The 13,958-nt window shown below is 69.4% G+C and carries 13 protein-coding genes; 2 read left to right on the forward strand and 11 right to left on the reverse strand.

Annotation, left to right across the window (positions count from 1 at the left end):
- Position 1 precedes the first annotated feature (1 nt).
- The 8 genes from ACIA73_RS14075 to ACIA73_RS14110 all read right to left on the reverse strand — a co-directional run bounded on the left by ACIA73_RS14075 (position 2) and on the right by ACIA73_RS14110 (position 7,190).
- Positions 2-442, reverse strand: a complete 441-nt coding sequence (locus ACIA73_RS14075) for a DUF948 domain-containing protein (protein ID WP_399439033.1) — start codon at positions 440-442, stop codon at positions 2-4.
- A 226-nt stretch (positions 443-668) separates the two neighbouring features.
- Positions 669-1,283 (reverse strand): 30S ribosomal protein S4, encoded by a 615-nt coding sequence (rpsD, locus tag ACIA73_RS14080; protein WP_345224933.1) that lies wholly within the window; start codon positions 1,281-1,283, stop codon positions 669-671.
- A gap of 355 nt (positions 1,284-1,638) precedes the next feature.
- Positions 1,639-2,367 carry an HNH endonuclease family protein gene (locus ACIA73_RS14085; protein ID WP_399438716.1) on the reverse strand — a complete coding sequence of 243 codons (729 nt, stop codon included), beginning with the start codon at positions 2,365-2,367 and terminating at the stop codon, positions 1,639-1,641.
- 52 nt (positions 2,368-2,419) lie between these two features.
- Positions 2,420-3,772 carry a replication-associated recombination protein A gene (locus ACIA73_RS14090; protein WP_399438717.1) on the reverse strand — a complete coding sequence of 451 codons (1,353 nt, stop codon included), beginning with the start codon at positions 3,770-3,772 and terminating at the stop codon, positions 2,420-2,422.
- A 60-nt stretch (positions 3,773-3,832) separates the two neighbouring features.
- Positions 3,833-4,489, reverse strand: coding sequence for a vitamin K epoxide reductase family protein (locus tag ACIA73_RS14095; RefSeq protein WP_399438718.1), 657 nt, complete (start codon positions 4,487-4,489; stop codon positions 3,833-3,835).
- 131 nt (positions 4,490-4,620) lie between these two features.
- Entirely contained in the window at positions 4,621-4,902 is a 282-nt protein-coding gene (locus tag ACIA73_RS14100) for a hypothetical protein (protein ID WP_399438719.1), read from the reverse strand.
- Positions 4,903-5,225: 323 nt separating this feature from the next.
- Positions 5,226-6,488: a histidine--tRNA ligase gene (gene hisS / locus ACIA73_RS14105; protein WP_399438721.1), complete on the reverse strand. Its 1,263-nt coding sequence runs from the start codon at positions 6,486-6,488 to the stop codon at positions 5,226-5,228.
- Between the two features lie 6 nt (positions 6,489-6,494).
- Positions 6,495-7,190 carry an MBL fold metallo-hydrolase gene (locus ACIA73_RS14110; protein ID WP_399438722.1) on the reverse strand — a complete coding sequence of 232 codons (696 nt, stop codon included), beginning with the start codon at positions 7,188-7,190 and terminating at the stop codon, positions 6,495-6,497.
- A 182-nt stretch (positions 7,191-7,372) separates the two neighbouring features.
- On the opposite strand from ACIA73_RS14110, the gene ACIA73_RS14115 reads away from it, so the two are divergent.
- Positions 7,373-8,182: a peptidylprolyl isomerase gene (locus ACIA73_RS14115; protein ID WP_399438723.1), complete on the forward strand. Its 810-nt coding sequence runs from the start codon at positions 7,373-7,375 to the stop codon at positions 8,180-8,182.
- 159 nt (positions 8,183-8,341) lie between these two features.
- Complete coding sequence (locus ACIA73_RS14120) at positions 8,342-9,571, forward strand: DUF349 domain-containing protein (RefSeq protein WP_399438725.1); 1,230 nt, start codon at positions 8,342-8,344, stop codon at positions 9,569-9,571.
- Between the two features lie 70 nt (positions 9,572-9,641).
- Here ACIA73_RS14120 and ACIA73_RS14125 read toward each other — a convergent pair whose 3' ends face one another.
- The 3 genes from ACIA73_RS14125 to secF all read right to left on the reverse strand — a co-directional run bounded on the left by ACIA73_RS14125 (position 9,642) and on the right by secF (position 13,957).
- Positions 9,642-12,113 carry a RelA/SpoT family protein gene (locus ACIA73_RS14125; RefSeq protein WP_399438727.1) on the reverse strand — a complete coding sequence of 824 codons (2,472 nt, stop codon included), beginning with the start codon at positions 12,111-12,113 and terminating at the stop codon, positions 9,642-9,644.
- Positions 12,114-12,311: 198 nt separating this feature from the next.
- On the reverse strand, positions 12,312-12,854 hold the full coding sequence (locus ACIA73_RS14130; protein WP_399438728.1) for an adenine phosphoribosyltransferase: 543 nt from the start codon (positions 12,852-12,854) through the stop codon (positions 12,312-12,314).
- Positions 12,851-13,957, reverse strand: a complete 1,107-nt coding sequence (gene secF / locus ACIA73_RS14135; RefSeq protein ID WP_399438729.1) for a protein translocase subunit SecF — start codon at positions 13,955-13,957, stop codon at positions 12,851-12,853. Before secF ends, ACIA73_RS14130 begins: the two co-directional genes overlap by 4 nt.
- Position 13,958 lies beyond the last annotated feature (1 nt).

Here is a 13,958-nt window from a genome sequence, read left to right on the forward strand (position 1 = left end):
CTCAGTCCTTAGATCCGCGGGAACTCCGGCCGCTTCGCTTCGACCGTCGCGCGGACGGGAGGGTCCGGCCGACGATCACGGTGCGGCGGTCCGGAGCCGGCGGCTCCGGGTTCTTCTTGCGGCCGATCGCCTGGCGCACGCCGTAACCGAAGGCGGCGACCTTGACCAGCGGTCCGCCGAAGGTGGAGGCGACGGTGGAGGAGAGCGCGGACGCGTTGGAAGTGACTTCCTGTACGTCGGAGGCGATCGCGTCGACCCGGTCCAGTTGGGTCTGCGCGGACCGTACGGTCGCGGAGGCGTCCGACAGCAGCGGAACTGCCTGCTCCGTCACCTCGGCCACCATCCGGGTCGTCGCCCTGAGCGTCTGCGCCAGCCTCACCAGAACCACGGCGAGGAAGGAGACCAGAATCGCCCAGAAGACGGCCACCAGAATGCCGGCCACCTCTCCACCGGACACGTTGCGCTCCCTGTTGCGTCGAGATATCTGCGTACGAAAAGTCGTTCCGCGAGCCTATCGCGCCAGGGCTGCGACCCCGTACCGCATATCGCGCGCCCGCGATCCCGCTGCCTCGGGAGCCCTGGAATGCGCAAACCCGCCGCTCCCCGCCTCGCAAGGAGGCGGGAAGACGACGGGCAGTGCACGCGAGGTGCCCAGAGCTACGCCGAAATCAGCGGGCGTAGTACTCGACGACCAGCTGCTCGTCGCAGATGACCGGGATTTCCTTGCGGTTCGGGTCACGGTCCAGGCGGAAGGCCAGGGCCTTCAGGTTGACCTGGAGGTAGCGCGGGGTCTCGCCCTCCGTGTCGTAGCCACCCTCACGGGCGACCTGGAAGGGGACCTTCTCGCGGCTGCGCTCGCGGACCATCACGACGTCGTCGGGACGGACACGGAACGACGGCTTGTCGACCTTGCCACCGTTGACCTCGATGTGGCCGTGAACGACCATCTGGCGGGCCTGGTAGATGGTGCGGGCGATGCCCGAACGCAGGACCAGGGCGTCGAGGCGACGCTCGAGCTCGACGACCAGCGCCTCGCCCGTCTTGCCTTCGGCCTTCTTGGCGCGGTCGTAGGCGCGCGCCATCTGGCGCTCGCTGATGTCGTACTGGGCACGCAGACGCTGCTTCTCCAGCAGACGGACCTTGTAGTCCGAGTTCTGCTTGCGGCCACGGCCGTGCTCGCCCGGCGGGTAGGGGCGCGACTCGAAGTACTTGACGGCCTTCGGCGTCAGCGCAATGCCGAGCGCGCGGCTCTTCTTGACCTTGGGGCGGGACTGGTTCGGCACGAACCAACCTCTCTATCTGTTTCGAATACGGCTTCACCAGGGTTAAGGGAGGTCGCATCCGCAGCCAGGGAAACCCCACCGTTTTCCGCCGTCTCCGGCAGGCTCGGTACGGGCAGCCGCTCTCTGGTCTGGGCACAATGTGCAGCACGCGAATAACCCATCGCTCCATTGCTGGGGTGATGGGCTGCCCGCGACACCTGAACGGTGCGCGACGCTCCTGGAACTCCTTGATTCCCTTGCGGGAGGCGCTCCGGCTGCATGTCCCGTTCTGGTGATGCCGGTACGGAACCGGACACGGGACGCAGCGCTTCGGTCGATTGTACTAGGCCGGCCGGGATGGTGCGGACCGGGTGGCTCACGGCGGGCAGGTGGCCAGCATCTCCTGGAGTGCGGTCTTTTCCGGCGGGGTCACGGTCAGCGCGTACTTCACCTTGATGCCGGTCCAGCGGCGGGCGTACTCGCACCAGTACTCACGGCGCGGTTTCCACTTGTCGGGCGTCTTGCTGCTCTTGTCGTAGTTGGCCTGCTTGTCGACGGCGAGGAGTACGTCGAGGTCGTTGGCGTACGTGAGCCGCCTGACCGGAGGCCAGGCCCAGGCACCGGCCCTCCAGGCCGCGCCGAGCGGGACGACGTGGTCGGTCTGGATCTGTGAGGCACGGCGGTAGGAGTACGGGAGTTCCCTGCCGGTGTACGGGTCGTGGAGCACACCGGACAGGGGCACGCACGCGTCGCGGTCCCCCTGCTTGATGACGGTCAGGTCCCGGTTGAGGACGTCGTCGCGGGTGTCGCAGCCGTTGCGCCCGCCCGGGGCGTCGGTCTCGTCCGACCAGGTCTCGCCGAACTCGGCCCTCTTGTACGTCTCCCAGTTCTTGCCCCAGGCGACGGTGAGCTTGGCCAGGCGGGAACGGGCGTCGGCGGCGGAGGGCGGGAAGCCCGGGCTGACGAGCGGGACCCTGGTGGCGGTCTGCGCGGAGGGCTCTGCGGCGGGCCGCTGTGCGTGGTGGCAGCTGGTCAGGGTGGATCCGGCCGCCGCGGTGAGGCACACCAGCAGCACCACCGGACGCGCCACCGGATTTCGGACCATGGTCCGGAGCCTAGGCCTCCGCGGGTCTTCCCGCCTGCCCGGTTCCTCCCTGTCACCCCTTCCCGTTCAGCCTCTCGCGCACCTTCTCCACCACGTCCGCGTACCGTGCCTCCGCCCCGTACCGGGTGGGGGTGTAGTACTGGCGGCCGTGCACCTCGTCAGGGGCGTACTGCTGGGCGGCGATCCCGCCGGGCACGTCGTGCGGGTAGACGTATCCCTGGGCGTGGCCGAGCTTGGCGGCGCCCTTGTAGTGCCCGTCGCGCAGGTGCGCGGGGACGGCTCCGGCGAGTCCGTTGCGCACGTCGGCCCGGGCGGCGGAGATCGCCAGGGTCGCCGCGTTCGACTTGGGGGCCAGGGCGAGGGCGATGGTGGCGTGGCTCAGGGTCAGGGCCGCTTCGGGGAAGCCGATCATGGCGACGGCCTGGGCGGCGGCGACCGCGGTGGGCAGTGCGGTCGGGTCGGCGAGGCCGATGTCCTCGCTGGCGGAGATCATCAGGCGCCGCGCGATGAAGCGGGGGTCCTCGCCCGCCTCGATCATGCGGGCCAGATAGTGCAGGGCGGCGTCCACGTCCGAGCCCCGGATGGACTTGATGAGGGCGCTGGCGACGTCGTAGTGCTGGTCGCCGTCGCGGTCGTACTTCACGGCGGCCCGGTCGACGGTCTCCTCGACCGTCTCCAGGGTGATCTCCGCGTCGCCCTTGGCGAGGGCCGCTCCGGCCGCCGCCTCCAGGGCGGTCAGCGCGCGCCGGGCGTCGCCGCCGGCGATCCGCAGCAGATGGTCCTCGGCGTCCTCGGGCAGGGCGAGGGCGCCGCCGAGGCCGCGCTCCTCGATGAGGGCCCGGCGGATCAGTCCGCGCAGGTCCTCGTCGGTGAGGGATTCGAGGGTGAGCAGCAGGGAGCGGGAGAGCAGCGGGGAGATGATCGAGAAGTACGGGTTCTCGGTGGTCGCCGCGATCAGCGTCACCCAGCGGTTCTCCACGGCGGGCAGCAGGGAGTCCTGCTGGGCCTTGCTGAAGCGGTGGATCTCGTCCAGGAAGAGGACGGTCTCCTTGCCGTACCCGCCTGAGGCCCGGCGGGCGCCCTCGATGACGGCCCGGACTTCCTTGACTCCCGCGGTGATCGCGGAGAGTTCGACGAAGCGCTTCTGGGTCGCCTGGCTGACGACGTACGCCAGGGTCGTCTTGCCGGTGCCCGGTGGACCCCAGAGGATCACCGACGACGCCCCGGCCGGGCCGCCGCCGCCCTCCCCCACCAGGCGGCGCAGCGGCGAGCCCGGCTTGAGCAGGTGTTTCTGTCCGAAGACCTCGTCCAGGGTGCGCGGGCGCATCCGGACGGCCAGGGGGCTGCTGGACGGGTCCTTTTCCTGGCGGTCTTCTGCGGCTGCGGTAAAGAGATCGGGCTCCACACCGAGAAGCCTAGGTCAGCCCACTGACAATGCGGTCGGCGGCCGGGACCGGGACAGGCCTCAGCTGGTCCAGAAGCTCCACCAGTTGGTGAGGATCAGGATGCCGATGACGCCGATCCAGAGCACCGGCGGCACCCAGTGGAACTCGACGAGGGCGTTGCGCAGCGCGCGCGGGGCGGGCAGGACGCGGTGCTTGAGGTTGTGGATCGTCACGTAGCAGAACATGAAGATGGTGGCGACCCAGGCCAGGCAGCACCACAGGCACAGCGAGCGGATCGTGTACAGCGACTGGTACTGGAGGTACGTGCAGAAGGCGACGCCGAAGAGGGTTCCGGCGTTGAGCCCGAGCCAGTACCAGCGCTTGTAGCGGGCCCCGGCGAGCAGGGCGACACCGATGGCGATGACCATGCCGTACGTGACGAGGCCGAGCATCGGGTTGGGGAACCCGAAGAACGACGCCTGGTCGCTCTTCATGATGTTGCCGCAGGCGACGACGGGGTTGAGGCTGCACCCGGGGGTGAAGTTCGGGTCCTCCAGCAGCTTGAACTTGTCGATGGTGATCACCCAGGCGGCGAGCAGTCCGGCCGCGCCGGTGATGATCAGCATCCAGGCGAAGGCCTTCCCCGCGCCGATGAGGCCGGTGCCGTCCCGCCCGTCCGTCGCGGACGCCCCCTCCGACACGCCCTCTGACACGTCGTCAACCTCTGTCGTCGTCATATCGCCGTTCCGTCGCTGCCGTGGCCTTGTTGGGCAGCTCATTGTGCCGCACGGGGGACGGCGAACGCTGTCGGGCGGGGATAAGGGGGCACGTCCGGGGGCGCGCGCCGGGGGCGCGCGCCCGGTCGGGGTCAGGGCCGCAGCACCTGGAGAAGCTCTCGGCACGCCCCCATGGCGCGCTGAGTTGCCTGTGCGGAGATGCGGCAGTGCTCGTGGTGCCTCGCGTGCTGGCTGCACAGCTCGTAACTCAGTTCGCAGGCAATGGCACTCGCCTGCAACTGCACGGTCAGCAGTACGTGATCCGCGTCGGTCCCCCGCGTCAGTATCCGCCTGGCGGCGGCCACCACGTCGGCGCAGTCCAGGTCGCGGTTGATGGCGAGGCGGAGTTCGTCGTTCTCCTTCTCCCCGAGCATTCCGGTCGCGCAGGCGGTGACCGCCTATTCGCACTCCAGGAGGGCGTCGGCGGTCGTGGCGAGGAGCTGACTGTCGAGGTGGTCCACCCGGGAAGCCAGGCTGTCGAACAGCTCACGTGACGGGAGCATCGTTCCCCCCAACGGGGCGTATGCGGATTTCCTGGCCTCGACGTTAGACCCGGGCCCCGGGGGCGTGAAGGGTGCTCGCAGGCCATGTGCGGGCCGGCCTCCCGTGCCGCCCGGACGGATAGGGGTACGGAGGGGGTGGGGGTACGCGGAAGGGGCTCGGAATCGGTGATTCCGGGCCCCTCGTGGCGCGCTGCTCAGCCCAGGCGGCGCTGGAGCTCCGCGACGACCGTGTCCAGGGCGACCGGTTCCTGCTCGCCGGACTCCATGTCCTTGATCTGGACCTGACCCTCGGCGAGGTCGCGCTCGCCCGTGATGATCACGTAGCGGGCACCCGTGCGGTGGGCGTTCTTCATGGCGGACTTCAGACCGCGACCGGTGAAGGAGAAGTCGGTCGCGATGCCGGCCTTGCGCAGCTCGGTGACCTTGCCGAACAGCACCCGGCGGGCCTCCTCGCCGAGCGGCACCGCGTACACGGCCGTCGCCGAGGGGATGTCGAGGACGACTCCCTCGGCCTCCAGCGCGAGCACCGTTCGGTCGACGCCGAGCGCCCAGCCGACGGACGGCAGCGCGGGGCCGCCGATCATCTCGGACAGACCGTCGTAACGGCCGCCGCCGCCCACCGCGGACTGCGAGCCGAGACCGTCGTGGACGAACTCGAAGGTGGTGCGGGTGTAGTAGTCCAGGCCGCGCACCAGCTTCTCGTCGTCCTCAAAGACGACGCCCGCGGCGGTGATCAGCGCGCGCACCTCCTCGTGGTACGCCTTGCACGCGTCGCACAGGTAATCGCGCAGCGCCGGGGCGCCGACCAGCTGCTTCTGTACGTCGGCGCGCTTGTCGTCCAGCACGCGCAGCGGGTTGATCTCGGCGCGGCGGACGGTCTCCGCGTCGAGGTCCAGGCCGCGCAGGAACGACTGGAGGGCCTCCCGGTAGACGGGACGGCACTCCTTGTCGCCGAGCGAGTTCAGCAGGATGCGGAAGTTCCGCAGACCGAGCGAGCGGTACGCCTGGTCCGCCAGGATGATCATCTCGGCGTCCAGGGCCGGATCCTCGGCGCCGATCGCCTCGGCACCGACCTGCGAGAAGTGGCGGTAGCGGCCCTTCTGCGGGCGCTCGTAGCGGTAGTACGAGCCGGAGTACCAGAGCTTGACGGGCAGGTTGCCGATCTTGTGGAGGTTGGCCTCCAGTGCCGCGCGCAGCACGGAGGCGGTGCCCTCGGGACGCAGCGCGAGCTCGTCCCCGCCCTTGGTGGTGAGGGTGTACATCTCCTTGGTCACGATGTCGGTGGACTCGCCGACACCGCGCGCGAACAGCTCGACGTTCTCGAAGCCGGGTGTCTCGATGTAGCCGTAACCGGAGTTCCTCAGCGGCGCGGAAATGGCGTCACGCACCGCGAGATAGGTCGCGGAGACGGGGGGAAGCAGGTCGTACGTGCCCTTGGGGGCCTGAAAGGTGCTCACGGAAGTTCACATTCCTCGTCGGGGGGCGGGCGCGCTGCCCAGGTCCCTCAGATACGGGTTGGTGGCGCGCTCCTGGCCGATGGTCGTCTGGGGGCCGTGCCCGGACAGCACCACGGTCGAGTCGTCCAGCGGCAGGCACACGCGGGCGAGTGACCGCAGCAGTTCCTCGTGGGAGCCACCGGGGAAGTCGGTGCGTCCTACGGAGCCGGCGAACAGCAGGTCGCCCGAGAAGAGGATCTGCGGAATGTCCGCCGCCTCGGGCAGCCCGAAGGTCACCGACCCCCTGGTATGGCCGGGCGCGTGCGACACCGTGAGGTCCAGACCGGCGAGCCTGAGCTCCGCCCCGTCGTGCAGTTCCTTGAGATCGGCCGGTTCGCCCACCGTCAGCTCGCCCATCAGCTGCGCGCCCAGGGAGCGGCCGAGGGCCTTCTCCGGGTCGCTCAGCATGAAGCGGTCCTCGGGGTGGATCCACGCGGGTACGTCCTTGGTCCCGCAGACCGGGACGACGGAGGCGACGTGGTCGATGTGTCCGTGGGTGAGCACCACGGCGACGGGCTTCAGCCGATGCTTCTTCAGCGTCTCCTCGACACCCTGGGTGGCCTCGTGGCCCGGGTCGATGATCACGCACTCCTCGCCTGCGGCGGGGGCGACCAGGTAGCAGTTGGTCCCCCAGGCCCCGGCGGGGAACCCGGCAATAAGCACGATCGTCCTCAGGTCTTTCGTCCGGCGGGAGCTTGCTGCGGCGCTTTTTCTCTTGCATCCGCAATAGACGAGAGCCTACCGGCGCTGCTCATCGCACAGCGAACCCATATACGGTACGGCCTTAATCGTCCGCTCGGACACTCGTCCGGCACCCAGTCGACACGTACGAGGAGAACATTCCGGTGGTCACCAGCGATCAGCGGCGGCGCCAGCTCGCCCGCGAGAAGTTCGAGCGCCAGCAGCAGCGCCGCGCCGAGAGGAAGCGCAGGAACCGGCGGAGGGCAGCGGTGATCGGCGCCGTCGCGGCCGTACTCGTCGCGGGCACCGTCGGCGCCGCCTCGGCCGGTCTCTTCGACGGCAAGAAGGACGACAAGGCCACCCGGGCGGGCAGCGCCGACAGCGCCCCGAAGAAGAAGAGCGACCCCTGCAAGCAGCCCGCCGCGGGCGAGGTCGCCAAGCTCTCCTTCGACAAGGAGCCCGCACTCTCTGTCGACAAGTCGGCGAAGTACCGGATGAACCTGCAGACCACCTGCGGCGACATCGCCCTGGACCTGGACGCCAAGAAGGCACCGCGCACGGTGAACTCCTTCAACTTCCTGGCGAACAAGGGCTACTTCGACCACACCAAGTGCCACCGCCTGACCACCCAGGGCATCTACGTCCTGCAGTGCGGCGACCCGACCGCGGCCGGCACCGGCAACCCCGGCTACAAGCTGCCCGACGAGAATCTCAAGGACGCGAGGGTCGCGGGCGGCACCTACCCGGCGGGCACCGTCGCGATGGCCAACGCGGGCGCGAACACCGGCGGCAGCCAGTTCTTCCTGGTCTACGACAACAGCCCGCTGCCCGCCAACTACACCCCGTTCGGCACCATCGACAAGGCCGGCATGGAGGTGCTGAAGAAGATCGCTGGTGCGGGTGAGCAAACTGGGCAGGGCGATGGCGCACCGAACGCCACCGTGGTCATCGACAAGGCGACCGTCAGCAAGTAAACCCAGATGTGCGGGAAGCGGACAGCCGCCCTGCGCGTCGCCTATGTTGGCGGTGTGCAGGGCGTCTTCGGCCCCGCGATCAGACTGTGGACGTTGAAAAACGTGTGGACGATGCCCGGGGGCCACGAACCCTCGCAGGCATCATGTGGAGGAGGCGCTGTGAGCAGCGACCCGTGGGGCCGCGTCGATGAGACGGGCACCGTGTACGTGCGTACGGCCGAGGGCGAGAAGGTCGTCGGATCCTGGCAGGCGGGCTCTCCGGAGGAGGCTCTGGCCTACTTCGAGCGCAAGTACGAGGGCCTGAAGGTCGAGATCGGCCTCCTCGAAAAGCGGGTGAAGACCACCGACCTGTCGGCGAAGGACGCCCAGACCGCGATCGACCACCTGCGTACGCAGGTCGACGAGCACCACGCGGTCGGCGATCTCGCCGCGCTGACGACGCGCCTCGACGCGCTCGTCAAGACGGTCGAACTGCGCCGCGAGGAGCGCAAGGCCGAGAAGGCCAAGCAGGCCGACGAGGCGAAGGTCGCCAAGGAGAAGCTGGTCGTCGAGGCCGAGGAGCTGGCCCAGAGCGAGCAGTGGCGCTCGGCCGGTGAGCGGCTGCGGGCGCTGGTGGACATCTGGAAGGGTCTGCCCCGCCTGGACCGCAAGGCCGACGACGAGCTGTGGCACCGGTTCTCGCACGCCCGCTCGGCGTTCTCCAAGCGGCGCAAGGCGCACTTCGCTTCGCTGGACGCGCAGCGCGAGGACGCCCGCAAGGCCAAGGAGAAGCTGGTCACCGAGGCCGAGTCGCTGTCGAAGTCGACCGACTGGGGCGGCACGGCGGCGCGTTACCGCGATCTGATGACGGAGTGGAAGGCCGCGGGCCGCGCCCAGCGCGAGTTCGAGGACGATCTGTGGAACCGCTTCCGCGGCGCCCAGGACGTCTTCTTCGCCGCCCGGGGTGAGACCTTCGCCGAGCGGGACGCCGAGCAGGGCGAGAACCTCAAGCTCAAGGAGGAACTCGCCACCGAGGCCGAGAAGTTGGTGCCGGTGAAGGACCTCAAGAGCGCGCGCGCCGCGTTCCGGGCCCTGAACGAGCGCTGGGAGGCCGTCGGCCACGTACCGAGGGACGCACGGCCGAAGGTCGAGGGCCGCATGCAGGCCATCGAGCGGGCGCTCCAGGAGTCCGAGGAGAACGAGTGGAAGCGGACGAACCCGGAGGCGCGTGCGCGTGCCGCGGGTCTGACCGGCCAGCTCCAGGACGCCGTCGAGAAGCTCCAGAAGCAGATCGACACGGCGCGCGCCGCGGGCAACAACTCCAAGGCCGACAAGCTCGCCCGCGAGCTTGAGGGCCGTCAGGCGCTGCTCGACCAGGCCATGAAGGGCCTGGAGGAGTTCGGCGGCTGAGCAGTTCCGGTACGTGAGTGGGGCCCCCGGCGCGCTGCCGGGGGCCCCACTCACGTACCGCCGGGAATTGCTACGGCCTGCGCGCCGACGTCACCCGGTAGACGTCGTACACGCCCTCGACTCCCCTGACCGCCTTGAGCACATGGCCCAGGTGCTTGGGGTCGCCCATCTCGAAGGTGAAGCGCGAGGTGGCCACCCGGTCGCGGGAGGTCTGGACGGCCGCCGACAGGATGTTGACGTGCTGGTCGGACAGGACCCGGGTGACGTCGGACAGCAGCCGGGACCGGTCGAGGGCCTCCACCTGGATGGCCACCAGGAAGACCGACGACTGGGTGGGCGCCCACTCGACTTCGAGGATCCGCTCGGGCTGCTGGGACAGCGAGTCGACGTTGACGCAGTCCGCACGGTGCACGGAGACGCCGCTGCCCCGCGTCACGAACCCGATGATGGGGTCGCCGGGCACCGGCGTACAGCACCGCGCCAGCTTGACCCACACATCGTCGACGCCCTTGACGACCACACCCGGGTCGGCGTTGGCCCGGCGTTTGTTGCGGCCGTGCGAGGGCGGTGAGCTCTCCGCGATGTCCTCGTTCGCGGCGTCCTCGCCGCCGAGCGCCTGCACCAGCTTCTGCACCACGGACTGCGCGGTGACATGGCTCTCGCCGATCGCCGCGTACAGCGAGGAGATGTCCGGGTAGCGCATCTCGTGCGCGAGGGTGACCAGGGAATCGCCGGTCAGGATCCGCTGGATCGGCAGGTTCTGCTTGCGCATGGCGCGCGCGATGGCGTCCTTGCCCTGCTCGATGGCCTCGTCGCGGCGCTCCTTGGAGAACCAGGCGCGGATCTTGTTGCGGGCGCGCGGCGACTTCACGAAGCCGAGCCAGTCCCGTGAGGGTCCCGCCCCGTCGGCCTTCGAGGTGAAGACCTCGACCAGATCGCCGTTGTCCAGGGTCGATTCGAGCGGTACGAGCCGCCCGTTGACCCGCGCTCCTATGGTCCGGTGGCCGACCTCGGTGTGCACCGCGTAGGAGAAGTCCACCGGGGTGGCCCCGGCCGGCAGCGCGATGACGTCACCCTTCGGGGTGAAGACGAAGACCTCGTTGCGGGAGAGGTCGAAGCGCAGCGACTCCAGGAACTCGCTGGGGTCCTCGGTCTCCTTCTGCCAGTCCAGCAACTGCCGCAGCCACGCCATGTCGTTGACCGCGTCGTCCTTGTGCCGCGGCACGTCGGTGCGGACCTTGGAGGCGCCGGCGGACGGCTCCTGCTTGTACTTCCAGTGCGCGGCGATGCCGTACTCGGCGCGGCGATGCATGTCGAAGGTGCGGATCTGGAGCTCGACGGGCTTGCCGTTGGGGCCGATGACCGTGGTGTGCAGCGACTGGTACATGTTGAACTTCGGCATCGCGATGTAGTCCTTGAACCGGCCGGGGACCGGATTCCATCGCGCGTGCACGGTGCCGAGTGCGGCGTAGCAGTCCCGGACGGTGTCGACCAGGACGCGGATGCCCACCAGGTCGTAGATCTCCGCGAAGTCACGGCCGCGGACGATCATCTTCTGGTAGACGCTGTAGTAGTGCTTGGGGCGGCCGGTGACGGTCGCCTTGATCCGGGCGGAGCGCAGGTCGGACTGGACCTCGTCGGTCACTATGGCGAGGTACTCGTCCCGCTTCGGGGCGCGCTCGGCCACCAGACGCACGATCTCGTCGTACATCTTGGGGTAGAGGATCGCGAAGGCGAGGTCCTCCAGCTCCCACTTGATGGTGTTCATGCCCAGACGGTGGGCGAGCGGGGCGTAGATCTCCAGCGTCTCGCGGGCCTTCTTCTCCTGCTTCTCCCGCTTGAGGTAACGCATGGTGCGCATGTTGTGCAGGCGGTCGGCGAGCTTGATGACCAGCACCCGGGGGTCCTTGGCCATGGCGACGACCATCTTGCGTACGGTCTCGGCCTGCGCCGCCTCGCCGAACTTGACCTTGTCCAGCTTGGTCACGCCGTCGACCAGCAGCGCCACCTGGTCACCGAAGTCGCGGCGCAGGGTGTCCAGGCCGTACTCGGTGTCCTCGACGGTGTCGTGCAGCAGACCGGCCATCAGCGTCGCCGGGTCCATGCCCAGCTCGGCCAGGATGGTCGTGACGGCGAGCGGGTGCGTGATGTACGGGTCGCCGCTCTTGCGCTTCTGGCCGCGGTGCCAGCGCTCGGCGACCTGGTAGGCGCGCTCGATGGTGCGCAGGGTCGCGGTCTCGATCTTGGGGTCGTTGCTGCGCACTATCCGCAGCAGCGGCTCCAGGACCGGGTTGTACGGGGACTGGCGCTGCACGCCGAGGCGGGCGAGCCGGGCGCGGACGCGGTTGGAGGAGCCGCCGCCGGTACGGGCCGTGGCGCCCGCGGGAGCGGCCGGGCGGACCGCGGGGGTGGTGGCGGAGCCGTTGGCGCGCTCGGGGGCCACCGCCGGCTCGGGCTTGTCGACCGGGGGCTTCGGGGGCGTGGCGCCCGCCGCAGCCTTGTCCGGCTGCGGGGTGGCGACTGGCTGGGCCTCGTCAGGCAAGAGCGCTCCTCGTACGGGTCCTGGAGTCCGGGGGCCCTCGGCGGGGCCCGCCCGGTTCAGGTGCTTCCCGGTCGGGTCCGGAACGCCCATGGTATCGACCCTTGGCTCCGCGTTCTTCCTGGGCAAGGAGTCAAGACATGGGAAAGGCGGGCCCCGGGTTGCCCCGGCGGCCCGCCTCCCCCCTGCTCACGCGGCCAGTCAGACCGTGATCAGCGCCTCCAGCGGGGCGCCCGCGAGGGCGGGCTCCAGCTTGGCGCGGCCGTGAAGGAAGCTCAGCTCCATCAGGACGGCGACGCCGGCGACCTCGGCCCCGGCCCGCCGGATCAGCTCCAGCGACGCCTCGGCCGTACCACCGGTGGCCAGTACGTCGTCGATGACCAGGACGCGGTCTCCCGCGCCCAGGTCCTCGGCGTGCACCTCGATCTCGGCGGTGCCGTACTCCAGCTCGTAACGCTGCGAGAGCGTCGCGCCGGGGAGCTTGCCGGCCTTGCGCATCGGGATGAAGCCCAGCTGCGCGCGGACGGCGACCGGTGCGGCCAGGATGAAGCCGCGGGCCTCCAGGCCGACGACCTTGGTGGCGCCGTGCTTGACGCACAGTTCCGCGAGGGCGTCGGTGAGGGCCGTGAACGCCTTCGGGTCCGCCAGCAGCGGGGTGATGTCCTTGAAGACGACACCCGGCTTCGGGTAGTCCTGCACATCCGCGATGCGGCTGAGCAGCAGCTCAAGGGTGGTGTCGTTCATCGACGCTTCCCCTGGGTGCTGCGGCCGCGGCCCGGACGGGGGCTCACGACGCCCTGGGCGGCTGCCGCAACGGCGTCCTCGGGAGCGTCCGCGCCCTGGCCCGCGTCACCCTGGCCCGCGTCGCCCTTGGCGGCCTCGGCGGCCCGCTTGGCGAGGATGCGCTTCTTCAGGGCCTTCATCTGCGGCTCGCGTTCCTTCAGGTCGGCGACCAGCGGGGTGGCGATGAAGATCGAGGAGTAGGCACCGGCCGCGAGGCCGACGAACAGCGACAGCGAGATGTCGTTGAGCATGCCCGCGCCCAGCACACCGCCACCGATGAACAGCAGACCGGCGACCGGCAGCAGGGCGACGACCGTGGTGTTGATGGAACGCACCAGCGTGGCGTTGAGGCTGCGGTTGGCGATCTCGCTGTAGGTGTACTTGGTCTGCTTGGTGATGTCCTTGGCGCCGTCCTTGAGACCGTCGAAGACGACGACGGTGTCGTAGAGGGAGTAACCGAGGATGGTCAGCAGACCGATCACCGTGCCCGGGGTGACCTCGAAGCCCACCAGGGCGTAGATGCCCACGGTGATGGTGAGGTCGTGGATCAGCGCGATGAGGGCGGCAACGGCCATCCGCCACTCGAAGGCGATGGCCAGATAGATCACCACCAGGACCATGAAGACCGCGAGTCCGGTCCACGCCTTGTCGGCGATGTCCTGGCCCCAGCTGGGGCCGACCAGCTGGGTGTTGATCTTCTCGGCCGGAACGCCGAGGTCCTGGGCAAGCTTCTCGGTGACCGGGGTCGCGGACGCGGTGTCCAGGCCGCCGACCTGGATGCGCAGGCTGCCGTTGCCGAGCTGCTGGACGATCGCCTCGTGGCCGCCGGAGGCCGCCTTCGCGTCCTCCTTGGCCTGCTCGACGGAGACCGAGGTGGGGGGCGTGGTGAAGAGCGCGCCGCCCTGGAACTCGATGCCCATGTGGAGGCCCTTGAAGCCGAGCCCCGCGATGGCGACCACGGTGATCAGGATGGAGATGCCGTACCAGAGCATCCGCTTCGCCACGAAGTCGTAGCCGACCTCGCCGCGGTAAAGCTTGGCGCCGATGTTGCCGAGTCGCGACATC

Origin of the sequence: Streptomyces sp. NPDC051561 (assembly GCF_044454195.1) — a bacterium.
In the GTDB taxonomy this organism is placed as follows: domain Bacteria; phylum Actinomycetota; class Actinomycetes; order Streptomycetales; family Streptomycetaceae; genus Streptomyces.

What these genes read in the sequence shown, in the direction of transcription:
- ACIA73_RS14085 (WP_399438716.1), bottom strand. Translation starts at nt 2,367, where the DNA reads ATGGTCCGAAATCCGGTGGCGCGTCCGGTGGTGCTGCTGGTGTGCCTC.
- ACIA73_RS14095 (WP_399438718.1), bottom strand. Translation starts at nt 4,489, where the DNA reads ATGACGACGACAGAGGTTGACGACGTGTCAGAGGGCGTGTCGGAGGGG.
- ACIA73_RS14100 (WP_399438719.1), bottom strand. Translation starts at nt 4,902, where the DNA reads ATGCTCGGGGAGAAGGAGAACGACGAACTCCGCCTCGCCATCAACCGC.
- ACIA73_RS14130 (WP_399438728.1), bottom strand. Translation starts at nt 12,854, where the DNA reads ATGAACGACACCACCCTTGAGCTGCTGCTCAGCCGCATCGCGGATGTG.
- secF (WP_399438729.1), bottom strand. Translation starts at nt 13,957, where the DNA reads ATGTCGCGACTCGGCAACATCGGCGCCAAGCTTTACCGCGGCGAGGTC.